The sequence below is a fragment of the Methylophaga sp. UBA2496 genome (genome assembly GCF_002341635.1).
Taxonomy (GTDB): domain Bacteria; phylum Pseudomonadota; class Gammaproteobacteria; order Nitrosococcales; family Methylophagaceae; genus Methylophaga.
In genome coordinates this window covers 103,004-120,114 of the sequence record NZ_DDOK01000005.1, presented here as the reverse complement: position 1 = coordinate 120,114, position 17,111 = coordinate 103,004, and the positions used below count along the sequence as shown (strand labels likewise).

At 45.6% G+C, this 17,111-nt stretch carries 16 protein-coding genes; 2 read left to right on the top strand and 14 right to left on the bottom strand.

What is annotated here, in order from left to right; genetic code table 11:
• Nucleotides 1-201: 201 nt before the first annotated feature.
• Complete coding sequence (locus tag B2W60_RS07690) at nt 202-825, top strand: FKBP-type peptidyl-prolyl cis-trans isomerase (RefSeq protein ID WP_292359996.1); 624 nt, start codon at nt 202-204, stop codon at nt 823-825.
• A 43-nt stretch (nt 826-868) separates the two neighbouring features.
• Here B2W60_RS07690 and ampD read toward each other — a convergent pair whose 3' ends face one another.
• Nucleotides 869-1,420, bottom strand: coding sequence for a 1,6-anhydro-N-acetylmuramyl-L-alanine amidase AmpD (gene ampD, locus B2W60_RS07685; RefSeq protein ID WP_292359998.1), 552 nt, complete (start codon nt 1,418-1,420; stop codon nt 869-871).
• Between the two features lie 86 nt (nt 1,421-1,506).
• Between ampD and nadC the strand changes: the two genes are divergently transcribed.
• On the top strand, nt 1,507-2,352 hold the full coding sequence (nadC, locus tag B2W60_RS07680) for a carboxylating nicotinate-nucleotide diphosphorylase (protein WP_292360000.1): 846 nt from the start codon (nt 1,507-1,509) through the stop codon (nt 2,350-2,352).
• A 54-nt stretch (nt 2,353-2,406) separates the two neighbouring features.
• Here nadC and B2W60_RS07675 read toward each other — a convergent pair whose 3' ends face one another.
• From B2W60_RS07675 to B2W60_RS07615, 13 genes are all read right to left on the bottom strand, one after another.
• On the bottom strand, nt 2,407-4,701 hold the full coding sequence (locus B2W60_RS07675; protein ID WP_292360002.1) for a TonB-dependent receptor: 2,295 nt from the start codon (nt 4,699-4,701) through the stop codon (nt 2,407-2,409).
• Nucleotides 4,702-4,839: 138 nt separating this feature from the next.
• The gene (gene cysG, locus B2W60_RS07670; RefSeq protein ID WP_292360004.1) at nt 4,840-6,237 is read right to left on the bottom strand and encodes a siroheme synthase CysG; all 1,398 of its coding nucleotides are present in this window, start codon (nt 6,235-6,237) and stop codon (nt 4,840-4,842) included.
• Nucleotide 6,238: 1 nt separating this feature from the next.
• The gene (locus B2W60_RS07665; protein ID WP_292360006.1) at nt 6,239-7,015 is read right to left on the bottom strand and encodes a DUF1223 domain-containing protein; all 777 of its coding nucleotides are present in this window, start codon (nt 7,013-7,015) and stop codon (nt 6,239-6,241) included.
• A gap of 26 nt (nt 7,016-7,041) precedes the next feature.
• Nucleotides 7,042-8,124, bottom strand: a complete 1,083-nt coding sequence (gene truD, locus B2W60_RS07660) for a tRNA pseudouridine(13) synthase TruD (RefSeq protein ID WP_292360008.1) — start codon at nt 8,122-8,124, stop codon at nt 7,042-7,044.
• Nucleotides 8,121-8,603 carry a 2-C-methyl-D-erythritol 2,4-cyclodiphosphate synthase gene (ispF, locus tag B2W60_RS07655; protein WP_292360009.1) on the bottom strand — a complete coding sequence of 161 codons (483 nt, stop codon included), beginning with the start codon at nt 8,601-8,603 and terminating at the stop codon, nt 8,121-8,123. Before ispF ends, truD begins: the two co-directional genes overlap by 4 nt.
• Nucleotides 8,600-9,313: a 2-C-methyl-D-erythritol 4-phosphate cytidylyltransferase gene (ispD, locus tag B2W60_RS07650; protein WP_339612346.1), complete on the bottom strand. Its 714-nt coding sequence runs from the start codon at nt 9,311-9,313 to the stop codon at nt 8,600-8,602. The genes ispF and ispD overlap by 4 nt, the downstream gene beginning before the upstream one ends.
• On the bottom strand, nt 9,300-9,587 hold the full coding sequence (gene ftsB / locus B2W60_RS07645; protein WP_292360011.1) for a cell division protein FtsB: 288 nt from the start codon (nt 9,585-9,587) through the stop codon (nt 9,300-9,302). The genes ispD and ftsB overlap by 14 nt, the downstream gene beginning before the upstream one ends.
• 10 nt (nt 9,588-9,597) lie before the next feature.
• On the bottom strand, nt 9,598-10,878 hold the full coding sequence (eno, locus tag B2W60_RS07640; protein WP_292360013.1) for a phosphopyruvate hydratase: 1,281 nt from the start codon (nt 10,876-10,878) through the stop codon (nt 9,598-9,600).
• A 65-nt stretch (nt 10,879-10,943) separates the two neighbouring features.
• Nucleotides 10,944-11,780, bottom strand: a complete 837-nt coding sequence (gene kdsA / locus B2W60_RS07635; RefSeq protein ID WP_292360014.1) for a 3-deoxy-8-phosphooctulonate synthase — start codon at nt 11,778-11,780, stop codon at nt 10,944-10,946.
• Entirely contained in the window at nt 11,780-13,417 is a 1,638-nt protein-coding gene (locus tag B2W60_RS07630) for a CTP synthase (protein ID WP_292360016.1), read from the bottom strand. Before B2W60_RS07630 ends, kdsA begins: the two co-directional genes overlap by 1 nt.
• An 87-nt stretch (nt 13,418-13,504) precedes the next feature.
• Complete coding sequence (tilS, locus tag B2W60_RS07625) at nt 13,505-14,848, bottom strand: tRNA lysidine(34) synthetase TilS (RefSeq protein ID WP_292360018.1); 1,344 nt, start codon at nt 14,846-14,848, stop codon at nt 13,505-13,507.
• A gap of 34 nt (nt 14,849-14,882) precedes the next feature.
• Nucleotides 14,883-15,839 (bottom strand): acetyl-CoA carboxylase carboxyltransferase subunit alpha, encoded by a 957-nt coding sequence (locus tag B2W60_RS07620; RefSeq protein ID WP_292360019.1) that lies wholly within the window; start codon nt 15,837-15,839, stop codon nt 14,883-14,885.
• Between the two features lie 114 nt (nt 15,840-15,953).
• Entirely contained in the window at nt 15,954-17,057 is a 1,104-nt protein-coding gene (locus B2W60_RS07615; protein WP_292360021.1) for a PilT/PilU family type 4a pilus ATPase, read from the bottom strand.
• Between the last annotated feature and the right edge of the window lie 54 nt (nt 17,058-17,111).

The following is a 17,111-nucleotide window of genomic DNA, read 5'->3' as shown; positions in this document are numbered from 1 at the left end:
ATCATTTAACTGAATAACCAAGTGTATTACTCGGCTATTCAATCTGAAACCGGCAGAAAAATATGAGACAATCGCGTAGCGAACTTCGCGGCTGATAATATCTCTAAGCCATGACAACCTATTTTTATAACAATATGAGAGTCTTAAGACATGAAACTGAAATATCTCGCTTTCCTTCCCGTTTTATTTGGAGCTAATGTAATGGCAGAAAACGCCACCCTCGATACAGAACAACAAAAACTCAGCTATATCTTCGGCATACAAGTCGGTCAGCAAATGATGATGGAAAACGTAGAGCTTGAAATGGATGCGTTTAGTGCCGGTGTAGCCGACATGATGGCGGGTCGCCAACCACAAATGGATCAGGCTACTGCGCAGGAAATTATCGGCAAATACCAGCAGAAAAAGTCGCAGGAACTGGCTGCGCTAATGAACAAAAAACAGGCTGAATCCAAAGCTTACATGGAAGAAAATGCGAAAAAAGATGGCGTTGTTACCACAGATAGTGGTCTGCAATATGAAATCATCGAAGCAGGCGATGGCGCAACACCAACTGCATCTGATCGCGTTATTGCTCATTACGAAGGTACCTTATTAGACGGTACAGTTTTTGATAGCTCTATCCAACGGGGTGAGCCGGCTACTTTCCCTGTTAACGGTGTTATTCAAGGTTGGCAGGAAGCTCTGCAAATGATGAAGGAAGGTGCTAAATGGCGTGTGGTCATTCCGGGTAATCTGGCTTATGGCCCACAAGGCGCCGGTGAAATGATTGGCCCTAACGAAACATTGATTTTTGATATTGAGCTGATTGCAATCACTCAGTAACCATTATTAGAAGTCATTTTGAAGCCGCCCACGGGCGGCTTTTTTATGTCTGCAATAATTGCTTCAGCTGCGCCCAATCAAAATAAGGACCCGGATCCGTTTTACGACCAGGAGCGATATGTTCATGGCCGGTTATGCGCTCACTGGACAATAATGGATATGCAGCAAAAATAGCCTTGCTGACTGCCGCCAGCTGCGAATATTGAATTTCAGTAAAAGTTGTCTCATCATCACCTTCCAGTTCAATACCTATTGTAAAATCATTACATTTTTCACGCCCATCCCAGCACGACACACCTGCATGCCAGGCGCGTTTATGAAATGGCACAAACTGCTGCATCAAACCATCACGTCTTATCAGTAAATGCGATGACACCCGTAAATGAGCGATCTCTGCAAAATAAGGATGCGCATTGGGATCCAGTTGGTTCAGAAACAAGTCGGCAATCCAGCTCCCACCGAACAGGCCTGGAGGCAAACTGATATTGTGAATAATGATGCCGCTGATATCGGTTTCATCTGGCCGATCATCATAATTTGGCGAAGGTAAAATTTCTGCCGCATCAAGCCATCCACTCTGTCTGTCAATAATCACTTTTTGCTCCAACTTGGGTTTGTGAATAGATTATCAGAGCTTTAACAGTTACCCTATCGGCTGTTTAAACTGAAGCTCGCAAAACTATGACCATCCACAATTTCATTCCGGCAAACTTTATCAGCTCGCAGGTCAAACTCTCTTTATTAGAAGATCTTGGCCAACAGGATCTCACCGCGGATCTTATTCCGGTCGGGGCAATAGCCAAAGCCAGATTAATCAGTCGACAGACTGCTGTTTTATGTGGCCAGGATTGGTTTAATGAAGTCTTCAATCAGCTGGATCCAGACATCCAAATCCACTGGTTTTTTAAGGATGCTGATTTGCTGCGTGAAAATGCAGTGATATGTGAGCTTTCCGGAAATGCCCGGGCATTATTGAGCGGAGAACGCACCGCGATGAATTTTTTGCAGACGTTTTCCGGCACGGCCACTCAGACCAAACGCTATGCTGACCTGGTCCAGGATTTACCGGTCAAACTGCTGGATACCCGAAAAACCCTGCCAGGCCTGAGACTGGGACAGAAATATGCTGTTCGTTGCGGTGGCGGAGTCAACCATCGTTTCGGTTTGTATGACGCCATATTGATCAAAGAGAATCACATCCTTGCCACAGGATCTATTGCAGCAGCCGTTGCCCAGGCCAAAGCCTTGCATCCCAATGTCTCGGTTGAAGTTGAAGTCGAATCCATGAATGAACTTGAGCAGGCACTTAATACCGCTGCTGATATTGTATTACTGGATAATTTTTCGTTAACGATGTTACGAGAAGCCGTCAGCTTTACCAATGGCAAAGTCGCTCTTGAAGCCTCTGGTGGAGTCAGTACGGATACGATTCGTGGCATTGCAGAAACAGGTGTTGATAGAATTTCGGTCGGTCAATTAACCAAAGACTTGCAGGCTGTAGATTTATCGATGCGGTTTATTGATTAAATTAAAAAAGAAAGGCCGCCTATAGCGACCTTTCTTCTTATCTAAACGATTGAATTAAAGTGTAACTTTAAAGCCAATCCAGCCAGCTCTTGGCGCACCGGCACCAACAAAACGCGGATCATCCAAGTCCAGACCTGGCGCTTCATCCGGTTCGCCATATAAACCAAAGTTTTCATATTCACTGTCAAACAGATTATCGACTTTGGCAAAGAACTGAACATGTTTGTTCAGCTTGTAACGACCGTGCAGATTAACCAGCCCATAGCCACTGATTTTTTTGTCTTCGTTGGCTTCATCACCACGGTAGTACTGACTTGAGTGATAAGACGCCGTTGCACCTAAAGATAATTTCGGTGTAAACGCATAATCGACACCAATTTTAATATTGTGTTCGGGAATTCCCGGCAGCCGATCACCTTTTTTCACTTCAAAGGTTTCTACCTCGTCATCAACTTCACGAGCATAGAGGAAAGAATCTTCAAACGTTGCACGAACATAAGAATAGTTGGCAAACCATAGCAGCTTGTCTTGCTGACCATTCACGCCTAATTCAAGACCGGCACGTGCTGTTTTATCGATATTATCGAAGTTACCCAAGGTCAAACGTGGGTCGCTCACATCATCTTCAACATCCGGGAAGAAAAATAAATCATCCTTCAGCTGAGTATAAAACACTCCGGTATTCCAATTGATTGAACCATTCTGTCCCCTGAAACCAGCCTCGATAGTTCTTGCAACAACATCATCCAACGGTGGATCAGCCAAAAATGCATTGGGATAAGAACAAGGACTGCTTTCTTCAGAACAGGTCAACTCAGATGGTGTTGGCGCACGATTTGATTCGCTGTAGTTACCATATACCGTCAGGTTGTCCCGCAAAGCATAAGTTAAACCGACCGTCGGATTAAAGCGTTTGAATACATGCTTGTTACCCGTTTCGTTCAGGTCCTGTTCACCGCCTTCGCTGGTGCCGGAAATATCAATCTGGATCCAGTTGTAACGGCCACCAACAGTCAAATCCAAACGTTCAGTCAACGAATGTGTATTGGTAAAGAACAGACTAAAGGTATCCGTTTCAATATCACCATCAACCACTGTCTCATCGATAATAAAACCGGTGCCGTCGGTGCCACGGCTATCGGTAAACTGTGCGATTTCAGATTGTGAAGCATGTTTTACATCTGATCTGTCGTAGGAAGCGCCCACAATCAGCTGGTTTTCACGTCCAAACAAATCATCTAGAAAAGTGGATTGTAAACCAAAGCCATAGCTGTCCTGCTTAGTCTTACTGGTATTGTTTAATGCAATAAATTCTTCACTGCCATCAAAACCCAAAGGTGCAAACGGCGTAACCACTTCACCATCATCGTCTACAATATTGGCACCATCAATTTCCAGTTCTGAACCATCACCATTGAAGGTAGAACGATCACTGCGTCGATAATAAGTGTTGGCCGATAGCATCATGGTGTCATTTACCCAATGTGAACCATTGAGGGTAAACATTCGTAATTCATTTTTGGTATTGTCGGGATGAGTAAAGACCGCTTCACGATCTTCTCTCACCAGTTCAATCGGTGAAGCCCCATTGCCATTCAAATCACTGTCTACGGCTGTAATACCAAAATCCAGACTGCTGGTTTCGTTACGATAGCTTAAGTTGGAAAAGAACTGTTCAACTCTGGAAGGTGAAAAATCCCGCCAACCATCTTCTTTGGTAATGGAACCGGTCACAAAATAAGCCAGGTTACCATCACTGCCACCACTTTCTATAGTCCCGGAATCACGGCCGAAAGAACCGGTATAAGCTTCCAGACTATGTCCAGGATGGGTAAAACCATTTTTGGTTTGAATCGATAAGGCACCACCCAATGTATTCAAACCGAATAATGGATTTGAACCAGACATCATATTCATACTGGCAATAGCTGATTTTGGTAATAATTCAAAATTAACCGCATCACCAAAAGGTTCATTAATACGGACACCATCCTGATAAACAGAAATACCCTGCGCATTACCCACTAATGGAGAGGCTGTAAAGCCACGGAATTTCAAATCAGGTTGGAACGGGTTGTTTTGTGCATGGTTGATACTCATGCTACCCATTGTCTGATTCATAAAATCAGAAATATCCAACGCCTGATTTCGTTCGATATCTTCAGCTGTAGCCGTTTGAACATTGCTTGGAATCTTATCAGCCTCCAGTCCCACACCATGTAATGGTGTGAGACTGATGACTTCGATGTTTTCCAGTTGCAGATCCGGTTCAGCAGCTAGACTGAAACCGGGACTTAACGCCGTTGCTAATAACGCAGGCAGGACGCTGCGTCGAAATGGAATCGCCATTTTTAATCTCCCAGATTAATATTTTGTAGTACTTTTTTAATAGCTTTCTATGAAGCCTATGGCGATGCTAGCATGGCGTTTCACACATAGAATTAGGAAAAATTCCCAAAACAATACGGGAAGATTAATCTGTTGATTTTATTGGGAAAACCAGGAAAGTTGATTATGCAGTTGGACGACTTCACCAATGATTAGTAGCGTAGGTGCGACAGGTTGTTGTTTTTTTGCCAACTCAGGAAGTTCAGCGATCGTACTCACCCATACCTTTTGATTCTCGGTAGTACCCTGTTGAACTAACGCCGCTGGCATATCGGCGCGCATACCATGTTTCTGCAGCTGTTGACTAAGAATATCAAGCCCGGCCAGGCCCATATAAACCACTACCGTCTGCCGAGGTTGTACTAAGGCCTGCCAATTCAGATCAAGCTCGCCTTCTTTTAATTGACCGGTAACAAACACACAGCTTTGCGAATAATCACGATGTGTTAATGGGATACCTGAGTAACAGGCAACACCTGAAGCGGCTGTGATTCCCGGCACTACCTGGAAAGGAATCTTTTTCTCGGCTAAAGTGGCAATTTCCTCGCCGCCGCGGCCAAAAATAAACGGATCGCCACCTTTCAATCGTAATACGCGTTTTCCAGCCAGGGCATGCTCAAGCAGTAACAAATTGATTTCATCCTGACGTTTACTATGCCAGGCACGCTGCTTACCGACATAAATCATTTCGGCTTCTTTACGCACCAAAGCCAACACTTCCTTGCTGACCAGTCGATCGTAAAACACCACATCGGCCTGCTGCATTAAACGTAAGGCTTTAAAGGTTAATAAATCAGGATCACCGGGCCCGGCTCCGACCAGATAGACTTCACCCTGCTGCAAGGCATGATCTGCGGTCTCTTCAATTAATGTTTCCAGAGTTTTGATGGCTAACTGATCACGACCGGCCAATACGTGATCGGCGACCGGCCCCTGTAAAACGGCCTCCCAGAAACGACGACGCTGCTTTAACTGAGTAAACTTCGCTTTGACCCTTTCGCGATACTCGCCAACCAGCAGGCCCAGCTTGCTGTAAGCAGGTGGGATAAGTGTTTCCAGCCTGGCGCGAAGTTGTCTGGCCAGAATAGGTGATTGGCCACCACTGGAGATGGCGACTACGATGGGTGAACGATCCAAAACTGACGGCAGAATAAAATCACACATCTCAGGTTGATCGGCCACATTGGCCAGAATTTTTTTTGCCTTGGCCGCCTGATACACTTCAAGATTCACACTCTCGTCATCTGTTGCGGCAATAACCAGTGTCTGATCATCAAGGTAATTTGGCGAAAATTTGTCATTAATCCAGTTTATCTTGCCCCGATAGTCTGCATCTTCCAATAACTGACGCGACATCTCGGCAATTTCAGGGGCAATAATGGTGACCATTGACTGAGCTTTTAATAATAAGCCGGCTTTGCGGGCGGCAATTTCGCCACCACCAACTACCAGACACTGACGATTTTTTAAATCAATAAATATAGGTAAATAGTCCATCTTACTTCTGTTGTGTTAAAGGTAATTCAACGGCTTGCAAGATATAACCGTCGGATAAATTTTGAATAAGTGCCACCAGTTTCAGTTTATCCTGCTGCCAGTCTGGAATAAGTTTCAGCTGATGTTCGATAAATGTTTCACCGGAAGGATCCAGATCAAACGGACCAAGCCATTCCCTAACCAGATTTTGATGGTTGAATGTTCGCCCGGCATTATCTCCGCCCTGCACATCACTGAGCACATCATCTTCAGTGATCGCGATATATAATTTACTGTGTTGACGATTTTCTTCACCAGTTACCTGACTACGACTATCAATCATGAGTGCATCATCTATCAGATAGGCTCTCAGGCGAATCTGCGCCTGAGCATCAAACTCATTGAGAAAGCTAACCGCCTCATTGAAATTCTCTCGCCAGTTTGGCAAAGACTCACCGCTTAAAACAAACTCTGGCGTATAAATGGTCTGATATCGATTCAGTAAAGCCAGTTGTTTCTGTCGTTCGGAAAATTCCGGCTTGGCAAAAACATCTACCCAACCTTTTTTGTCATTCAGGTAATCAATATGAAAGCCTAAAACAATATAATTAAGCTCAGTTTGCTGCTGATATAACCAGCGTTCCGCGGGAGGACAAAGACCACAACCTTCCGAGGTAAATAATTCCAATACTGCGGTATGTTTAGCGCTACTCGAAGCCTGCCAGCGATCTACTGCCTGAGCACTTAATGGCAGAAAGACCAGAGCCAGCCAAAAAAGCCTATGCATGGAGAGATTCATATCAGCCTCCTTCAGTTCACTGAATCCTATTCACTAAGACTCGGTAATACTGTGGAAATTTTCTGCGACATATCCTGAATTTCAGCCAGTTCACGCAGAACAGCCGTAGCATAACTGCCCGGTCCCAACTCAAACTCTAACAGCAAACTGGTTTCATTGATAAATTGCCATTTCAATTGTTGCGGAAATAGTCGCAGTGCCCGACGTTCCTGATTTAATCCCAGCTTTTCCAATTGTCGCTGCCAATCCTGCCAATCTGTCAAAACGGTTTGTTCGAGCATAAGAGTCTCTGCCTTGCTGATGGCTTCGCCTTTTCCCCACAATGGACCGGTCGGATGAATGTCCATGTCTTTGATCCGCTGTTGAAGCACAGCATCTTTGATTTCTGCGACAAAATAACTGGCCCGTGTGCCGGCCAGCAACATCACATCGCCTGCAAGCATTTCATCCCAGTTGCCTTGTCGGATTCGTTCAGCCAGCACCAGATTAAACAACCAGGAACGTGCCGCTGAAATAATAATACTGCGTTGATTACGTTTTTTCGGCTCTGTTCCCTCGATGAACCATTGCTCAGCTTTTTTCAGATTGTTGCCAAAATGGCCAAAGCGTTGTTCAGCAAAATAATTTGGTACGCCCTGCTCAGCGATTGTTTGCAGATTTTGTTCCCAGACAGTCTGTTCGCCCGTAATGTTGGTTAACCGCAGTCGAAAACGATTTCCGGCAAGTGCACCTCGCTTGAGTTTTTTGCTATGGCGAACCGCTTTAAGAATTTTGATTTGCTCATTTTCAAATGCTAACCAGTCAGGTTCCGGCAATCCCTGTAAATTGACACTGAACCATTGAGAGGTCACGGCATGACGGTCTTTGAGTCCGGCGTAACCAACAGCAACCGGCGAGACACCTGCGAAACGGGCAATTTCCTGTGCCAGCCAATCGGTATTGGTATCGGTTTTCTGGACATACAACCAGACATGCGATCCTTCACCTTCGGGTGAAAACGGCAAATGCTCTTCTACTTCAAAATAAATGGCTTTTTCGCGCAATTTGCCCGTGCAACCAGCTGCACTGGCTGATTGCCGCGGCAAGGATAAATAATCAAAATGTTTCAAACTGATTCAGCCTTTTTAATCAGCGCAACAGCATGGGCAGCAATACCTTCTTTGCGACCAGCAAACCCGAGTTTTTCGGTAGTAGTGGCTTTTATATTAATTGCTGAGGATTCAATATGCAGATCCGCGGCCAGCAGCTCACGCATCTGTGGAATATAAGGCGCCAGCTTCGGTGCCTGTGCTACCACTGTGGCGTCCACATTGCCAACCTGCCAGCCGGCATTGGTCAAATCATCATATACTCGCCGTAACAACACCCGACTATCGATCCCGGCATATGTCATATCATTATCTGGAAAATGATGACCGATATCCCACCATCCGGCAGCCCCCAGCAAAGCATCACATAACGCGTGAATAAGTACATCACCATCAGAATGTGCTTCCAGACCATGAGAGTGCGGAATAGTTACGCCACCGATAATCAGTACACAGTTTTCGGCAAAACGATGTACATCATAGCCATGACCAATTCTCATGGGGCTTCTCCATTTTCTTGTTGCTGTAAAAACAATGCGGCTAATGCCAGATCCTGCGGCAAGGTAATTTTGATGTTGTCAGCATGACCGGCAATCATTTTCGGGTTATACCCCATAAATTCCATGGCGCTGGCTTCATCTGTAATCCTGATACTGGCCTGTTTAGATTGACTTAAGGCTTCAGACAAAACATTTAAACGAAACATCTGTGGGGTGGCAGCTCGCCATAATCCGCTTCGATCCACTGTCGCCTGGATAGTGTTATTTTCATCGACACGTTTGACAGTTTCCGTTAACGCTACGCCCAGGATACCACCCACCGGGTCATTGCCTAGCTGTTGTAACATCTCATCAATATCGCTATGCCGTATGCAGGGACGCGCCGCATCATGCACTAATACCCAGGGATCATTTTCAGTCAGTGTCTGTAAAAACTGTAAGGCATTGCTGACCGAGTCAGCCCGCTCCACGCCCCCTATGGTCGTATGGATCTGCCAGTGTGGTGGTAAATTCAAAGAAGGCCAATATGGGTCGTTAGCGGATAAAGCGATAACAATCCCTTCAATTCGTGGATGGTTAGCCAGCCGACTCAACGTATGAAATATAACGGGTTGATCATTGAGCAATAAATACTGCTTAGGTCGATCAGACTGCATTCTGCTGCCAATACCCGCTGCCGGGACGACTGCCCAGACTTTATTGCTCATCATCTGGAATATCGATTATATGAAAAAAAGTCTCTTCGGGTTTGACCATCCCCAGTTCACTACGAGCACGCTCTTCGAGTGCATCCAGGCCACTTTTCAAATCAGCAACCTCGGCCGCCAGAACCTGATTACGTTCTTCCAGTTTAGAATTATCAATCCGTTGTTTTTCTACTGTGTGATGCAAACGTAACAGGGCTGGCAAACCGTCATGACTTAACCACAATCGATATTGCAGCATTACAAATATGAAGGTCAGTACAATGAGTACTGTTTTCATGCAACGAATATCATCTAGATGGAAATGCCTGCAAACCAGGGTAAATCGCGGTTGCCCCCAGCTCAGCTTCTATACGCAAAAGTTGATTATATTTAGCCACACGATCAGAACGCGACATCGAACCCGTTTTAATCTGACCACATTGCGTGGCAACCGCCAAATCCGCAATGAAGGTATCTTCAGTTTCACCACTTCGATGTGAAGCAATTGACTTGTAGCCAGCTTCAGCTGCCAAATTCATTGCATTAAGCGTTTCACTCAACGTACCAATCTGGTTCAGCTTAATCAAAATGGCATTGGCAACATTGGCCTCAATACCTTGCTGCAGAATGGCGCTGTTGGTGACAAACAAGTCATCCCCTACCAACTGAATACGGTCACCCACACGTTCAGTTAGTAATTTCCAACCTTGCCAATCGTTTTCATCCATTCCGTCTTCAATGCTGATGATGGGATACTTATTGCACCAGTTTTCCAGCAAATCAGTTAATTCAGCTGCGGTGAGACTACGCTGTTCGGATTCGAGGCGATATAAACCGTCTTTATAAAACTCTGAACTGGCAACATCAAGTGCAATCATGACATCACGACCCGGTTCATAACCGGCCTTTTTAATAGCTTCCATAATCAGTTCCATAGCGGCTTCATTGGAAGCCAGATCCGGTGCGAATCCACCTTCATCACCTACCGCAGTATTCAGGCCTTGCGACAATAAAACTGCTTTTAACTGATGAAAGATTTCAGCACCGGCACGTACCGCTTCCTTAAAGCTTTTGCTACCGACCGGAACTATCATGAATTCCTGGAAATCCACACTGTTATCAGCATGAGAACCACCGTTGATAATATTCATCATCGGCACAGGCAAAGTCACCGCTTTATCGCCACCCAGGTAGCGGTATAAAGGCAGTCCTTTTTCTTCGGAGGCAGCAACAGCGTTCGCCATAGACACAGCTAAAAGAGCATTGGCTCCAAGACGTTTTTTGTTCTCTGTACCATCACAGGCGATCAACTTATCGTCCAGTGCCTTTTGATCAAAACAATCCAAACCAACAACGGCAGCACGCAATTCACTATTGATTGCCTCAACAGCCTTAGTCACACCTTTGCCCAGGTAGCGCAGTGCATCACCATCACGTAACTCAATCGCTTCACGAGCCCCTGTGGAAGCACCAGAAGGCACAGCGGCTCTTCCCATTGCACCACTTTCAAGTATGACATCCGCTTCCACTGTCGGATTGCCACGAGAGTCAATGATCTCACGACCACGAACATCGATAATTTTACTCATTGTTGTCTCCACCTAAAATAAGCTGAAAATGCCAGACACTATTCAACCTCGAATAGTGTTACCTGTTACAGGTAGGCGTCTTCGATAAAATCCTGCTGTTTCACTGTTTTGTCGATAGCAATCAATGTTTCCAGTAAGGCCTGCATTTTGGCTAATGGCCAGGAGTTCGGGCCATCACTTAATGCTTTTTCCGGATCAGGATGGGTTTCCATAAACACGCCGGCAATACCGGCCGCAACCGCAGAGCGTGCCAGTACTGGAACGAATTGTCTTTGACCACCACTTTTGCCACCTTGTCCACCGGGTTGCTGCACAGAATGTGTGGCATCAAATACGACAGGACACCCCATATGACGCATTGTTGGTAAACCACGCATATCTGAAATTAACGTGTTGTAGCCGAATGACGTGCCACGTTCACATAACATGATCTGCTGATTACCGGTGGATTTGGCTTTATCCGCAACATGCTGCATATCCCATGGTGCCAGGAACTGGCCTTTTTTAATATTGACCGGCAACCCCTGGCTTGCCACATTGATTATAAAGTTTGTCTGGCGACACAAAAAAGCCGGCGTTTGTAAGACATCGACCACACTGGCGACTTCAGCCAGCGGTGTGTCTTCATGAACGTCTGTCAAAATAGGCAGACCGAATTCTTTTTTGACCTTTTCCAGAATCGCCATACCCGCTTCAAGGCCGGGACCACGATAGGTTGTAGTGGACGTGCGATTGGCTTTATCAAAAGAGGATTTGTAGATAAACGGGATCCCCAGTTTGTCGGTCATTTCTTTTAACTGCCCAGCCACATCCATGGTCATTTGTTCGCTTTCAATAACACAGGTTCCGGCAATCAAAAATAACGGCTGTTTGCCACCCACTTCATGACCACATAATTGCATTACTGCTGTCCTCGTTTTTTATGATTCGCCACTGCAGCGTTAATAAAACCTTCAAACAGGCGATGGCCATGTCTTGGCGTGGAAGTAAATTCAGGATGAAACTGGCAGGCAACAAACCAGGGATGACCGGGAATTTCGATCATTTCTGCCAATGAGTTATCTTTCGACATGCCAGAAAACACCAGACCGGCATCTTCCAGTTTCTGTTTATAATTGTTATTAAATTCATAGCGATGACGATGTCGTTCAATAATTTCATCGGCACCATAGATCTGTTGTGCCAGTGACCCCGGTTTCAACACACAAGGATACCCGCCCAAACGCATGGTGCCTCCCAGATCCGAATCGTGATCACGCTGTTCAACGCTGCCATCTTCTTTTTGCCATTCAGTAATTAAACCAATGACCGGATCAGGCGTATTGGCATCAAATTCGGTGCTGAAAGCCTTGTTTAAACCGGCTTTGTGACGAGCATATTCAATCACCGCAACCTGCATGCCCAGACAAATACCCAGATAGGGAATATTATTCTCACGGGCAAACTGTGCTGTTGAAATCATGCCTTCAACACCGCGTTTACCAAAACCACCCGGCACCAGAATCGCATCCATATTGGCAATGCTGTCTGTGCCATTTTTTTCGATCATTTCTGAGTCGACATAATGCACATTAACCTTGGTACGGGTATGGATGCCCGCATGTATCAAAGATTCTGAAAGCGACTTATAAGCTTCAGTCAGCTCCATATATTTGCCGACCATAGCGATGTTGACTTCACCCTGAGGATTAGACAGATTTTCATAAACCTGTTGCCACTGACTCAAATCGGCCGGTTTGGCATCCAACCCCAGTTGTTTCACCACAATGTCATCAAGCCCCTGCTTGTGTAACTCCATTGGAATCTTGTAAATACTGTCAACATCAATACAGGTGATAACTGATTTTTCCGGTACGTTGGTGAACAATGAAATTTTACGCCGTTCAGACTCCGGTAATGGACGATCCATGCGGCATAACAAAACATCCGGCTGGATACCAATCGTACGTAATTCTTTAACGGAATGCTGGGTCGGTTTGGTTTTGATTTCACCTGCTGAAGCAATATACGGCACCAGGGTAAGATGTATAAACAGCGCTCTGTCGCGACCTAATTCGGTGGCCATTTGACGAATGGTTTCCAGAAACGGCAGTGACTCAATATCGCCTACTGTACCGCCGATTTCAATCAATGCCACATCCGCATCGCCAGCACCTTCAAAAATGCAGCGTTTAATTTCATCAGTGATGTGCGGAATGACCTGAACCGTATTTCCCAGATACTCACCACGACGTTCTTTACGAATCACATTTTCGTAAATCTGCCCGGTAGTATGGTTATTTCGGCTGGTCATATTGGCATCAATAAACCGCTCATAGTGACCCAAATCCAAATCGGTTTCAGCACCATCATCCGTTACAAATACCTCACCATGCTGCAGTGGGCTCATTGTTCCCGGATCGACATTGATGTACGGATCGAGTTTTACCATCGTGACCTTCAGACCACGGGCTTCAAGAATCGCTGCCAGTGAAGCCGCCGCGATTCCCTTACCGAGAGACGACACAACACCACCAGTGACAAATATAAATTTAGTCATATTATGGAGAGTTTTTGCAATAGCGGCGCAGCCAGAATAGCCACACTCAAAAATATCGACATAAAGTATCAGAATTGCCTGATGGCCTCAATCAAAATCTCCCTGAGAAATACGTTCAATCGTTGGCACCCAGCCAGTTTGGTCCGATTGTGGCTTTACTGTTTTGGCGCAGACATAGCCAACAATTGCGACCAACTCTTGATCTGCAAATAACAATGGGATTGTGTCACGCTGCCAAACCGGGATTTGCCACTCCTGGAACAATTTTTTCAATGATTGGTGATGTGTCTTTCCTGGCAACTGAATTTTTTCGCCCCCCTGACGAAACCGTATCGATAAGCCAGCCTTAAACAGCTCGTCAGATATCCCCTGACCTTTGTGAGCTTCCCAGACTAAACGGCGTTCCGTATCTAATATTTGTGGCTGTTGATCGTAAATCAAATCAGGTGATGTCACGCTTACCGATTCCGGTTCAGAACTTAAATACAGCTTGTTTTGATAGCGTCTGGCAATATAATGATGCCATCTCACTTGCGGTTGACTATCCGCCGCCGCCAGACAAACTTCATCCAGAATACGTTGCAGATTTTTACGTGATGGCAATGCCATGTTTAACGTTGTCATAAAAAAACGCAGTACATTGCGCTGCCGTGCGGCATTCAGCAGCAGTAATTCACTAATCTTTAAGCTGCCTTGCGTGGGATTTGCATCGATGGCAAGCAGATCCTCTTCAGCCAACGCATCCAGCAGCGTTTGGCTTTCTTGCAGATTTTGTGCTGAGCGCGCCAGATTCTGATTTATCGCGGGCCAGCGCTGCTGTAACAAGGGCCAGATCTGATGCCGTAAAAAGTTACGCTGGATATCCGTATTCTGATTGCTTGGATCGTCGATCCACTGGAGCTGATGTAACTTGGCATAGTCCAGTAAATCCTCTCGGGAAATTACCAGAAAAGGCCTGACGATCTGCATTTTCTGCCATCGTGAGATCACTCTCATCGCTCCTAATCCACGAGTTCCTGCACCGCGGAGCAGCTGCAGCATCAGGGTTTCGGCCTGATCCTGTAAATGCTGGCCGGTTAACAACAGATCATCTTTGCCAATCAGATTATTTATCGCCTGATATCGTGCGCTACGCGCAGCCGACTCCATTCCTGATTGATTGATATCTTTTACTGTTACTTTCAACAAATGAAATGGCAGTTGTAATGACTCAGTGATTTTCTGGCAATGTTCAGCCCAATTGGCCGATTGTGCCTGAAGTTGATGGTCGACATGTACGACCTGAATTTTTTGTGGAAATTGATCTCGATGTGTTGCCAGAAAGTGCAGCAACACGTGAGAGTCCATGCCGCCACTGTAGGCAATCCATAAAGTGGACGATCCGCAATATTCGCGGATCGTCTTTACAACTAAATCAGTGTCAAAAGACACTTTGGGGGTCGGAGACAATGATGTTCAACAGGCACTAGCCTTCAAAGGCACCATAATCCAGCAAACGTTGTTGACGACGTTTCACCAGTTCATCAACCGGCATCGCCTGGAGTTGTTTAATTTTGGTATTGATTGCTGTTTTCATGTTTGCCATCAGTGCTTCAGGATCACGATGTGCGCCGCCTAAGGGTTCTTTAACGATTTCATCAATCAAACCCAGAGATTTCAACCGATCCGAGGTCACCCCGAGCGTCGCGGCTGCATCCGAGGCCTTTTCAGCGCTCTTCCAAAGGATTGAAGCGCACCCTTCGGGGGAGATAACTGAATAAATACTGTATTGCAGCATCATTAAATGATCGGCGACGCCAATTGCCAACGCACCGCCGGAGCCGCCTTCACCAATAACAGTACTGATAATCGGCGTTTTTAATTTAGCCATTTCAAATAAATTACGTGCGATGGCTTCACTTTGACCACGCTCTTCCGCACCGATGCCGGGATAGGCGCCCGGGGTATCGATAAAGGTTAAAACCGGCATGCCAAAACGTTCTGCCATTTTCATCACACGCAAGGCTTTCCGATATCCTTCAGGGCGCGGCATACCAAAGTTACGCGCGACTTTTTCTTTGGTATCACGGCCTTTCTGATGACCAATAACAATAACCGGTTGATCGTTAAAACGACCCATTCCGGTAATTAATGCCTGATCATCCGCGTAAGCACGATCGCCATGCAGTTCTTCAAAATCAGTGATCAGATGTTTGATGTAGTCGAATGTATAAGGACGCTGTGGATGACGAGCCATTTGGGTTACTTGCCATGGTGTCAATCCGGAAAAAATGGAACGCGTCAGCGATTCACTTTTTTCCTTAAGCTTCTGAATCTCTTCGGTGATATTGAGATCGCTGTCATTGCTCATGTAGCGAAGTTCATCAATTTTAGCTTCCAGCTCGGCAATAGGCTGCTCGTAGTCAAGGAAATTCAACTGCATTAAAAATTACCTTCGAATCAAAATAGGTCGATTATACACGCACTAGGGCTTGTTGATCTTTCATATCCACCACTGCTGGTTACTATGAAAGATCAACAAGCCCTGTATTTACGCTCAGCTGAGGATTAATTCATCTTCCGCATCGTTATCATCGTCGGTTGCACCCATACGGATTTCCAGACTGAGATCATTGCGTGAATCAGCATTGCGCAGTGCATCTTCCTGAGAAATTTTGCCTTCACGATACAGTGTTAATAACGCCTGGTCGAAGGTAATTGTGCCGGGCTCACTGCTCTCTTTCATGGCGTCTTTAATCGCGCCTATCTGGCCTTTGTTAATCAATTCTGCGATATACGGTGAGCTGAGCATCACTTCAACTGCTGGGACCAGATTGCCATCTTTAATGGAAGGCAATAAGCGCTGCGAAATAATGGCACGCAGATTCAATGATAAATCCATCAGGATTTGCCGATGCATCATTTCCGGGAAAAAGTTAATGATCCGATCCAGCGCCTGATTCGCATTATTGGCATGCAATGTCGCCAAACACAGGTGACCGGTTTCAGAGTAATTAATCGCATGTTTCATGGTGTCCATATCACGGATCTCACCAATCAAAATCACATCCGGCGCTTCACGCAATGCATTTTTTAATGCATTTTCATAAGATAAGGTATCAATACCGACTTCACGTTGCTGCACAATTGATCGCTGATGGGAATGCACAAATTCCAAAGGATCTTCAATGGTCAGAATATGCGATCCTGAATTGCGGTTACGATGACCAATCATCGCTGCCAACGTAGTGGATTTACCACTGCCCGTGGCCCCAACGACCAGGATGAGTCCACGCTTTTCCATCACCACATTCCCGAGAACGGTCGGCAAACTCATTTCTTCAAAATTGGGGATATGCGTACGGATGTAACGAATAACCATTGAAACTTCGCCACGCTGCCGGAAAATATTAACCCGGAATCGACCGACCCCATGGACTGGAACAGCAAAATTCATTTCCAGATTTTTTTCAAATTCAGCGATTTGTTGCTCATCCATCAGCGAGTAGGCCAAATCTTTGACTTCGCCTGTCTGCATTTTCTTACTGCCTACCGGACGTATCACTCCCTGAATTTTGACTTGTGGTTCAGTGGCAGTACAAAAAAACAAATCCGAGGCTTCTTTATCCGCCATCAGTTTCAGGTAAGGCATCATTTCCACGTCAGCAATCCTTAAAAAACGTCTAATTTTCAGTAATCCTACACGATTGCATCA

What these genes read in the sequence shown, in the direction of transcription:
- B2W60_RS07690 (WP_292359996.1), top strand. Translation starts at nt 202, where the DNA reads ATGGCAGAAAACGCCACCCTCGATACAGAACAACAAAAACTCAGCTAT.
- eno (WP_292360013.1), bottom strand. Translation starts at nt 10,878, where the DNA reads ATGAGTAAAATTATCGATGTTCGTGGTCGTGAGATCATTGACTCTCGT.
- B2W60_RS07630 (WP_292360016.1), bottom strand. Translation starts at nt 13,417, where the DNA reads ATGACTAAATTTATATTTGTCACTGGTGGTGTTGTGTCGTCTCTCGGT.
- nadC (WP_292360000.1), top strand. Translation starts at nt 1,507, where the DNA reads ATGACCATCCACAATTTCATTCCGGCAAACTTTATCAGCTCGCAGGTC.
- ispD (WP_339612346.1), bottom strand. Translation starts at nt 9,313, where the DNA reads ATGATGAGCAATAAAGTCTGGGCAGTCGTCCCGGCAGCGGGTATTGGC.
- cysG (WP_292360004.1), bottom strand. Translation starts at nt 6,237, where the DNA reads ATGGACTATTTACCTATATTTATTGATTTAAAAAATCGTCAGTGTCTG.
- ftsB (WP_292360011.1), bottom strand. Translation starts at nt 9,587, where the DNA reads ATGAAAACAGTACTCATTGTACTGACCTTCATATTTGTAATGCTGCAA.
- B2W60_RS07620 (WP_292360019.1), bottom strand. Translation starts at nt 15,839, where the DNA reads ATGCAGTTGAATTTCCTTGACTACGAGCAGCCTATTGCCGAGCTGGAA.
- ispF (WP_292360009.1), bottom strand. Translation starts at nt 8,603, where the DNA reads ATGAGAATTGGTCATGGCTATGATGTACATCGTTTTGCCGAAAACTGT.
- kdsA (WP_292360014.1), bottom strand. Translation starts at nt 11,780, where the DNA reads ATGCAATTATGTGGTCATGAAGTGGGTGGCAAACAGCCGTTATTTTTG.
- B2W60_RS07665 (WP_292360006.1), bottom strand. Translation starts at nt 7,015, where the DNA reads ATGAATCTCTCCATGCATAGGCTTTTTTGGCTGGCTCTGGTCTTTCTG.
- B2W60_RS07675 (WP_292360002.1), bottom strand. Translation starts at nt 4,701, where the DNA reads ATGGCGATTCCATTTCGACGCAGCGTCCTGCCTGCGTTATTAGCAACG.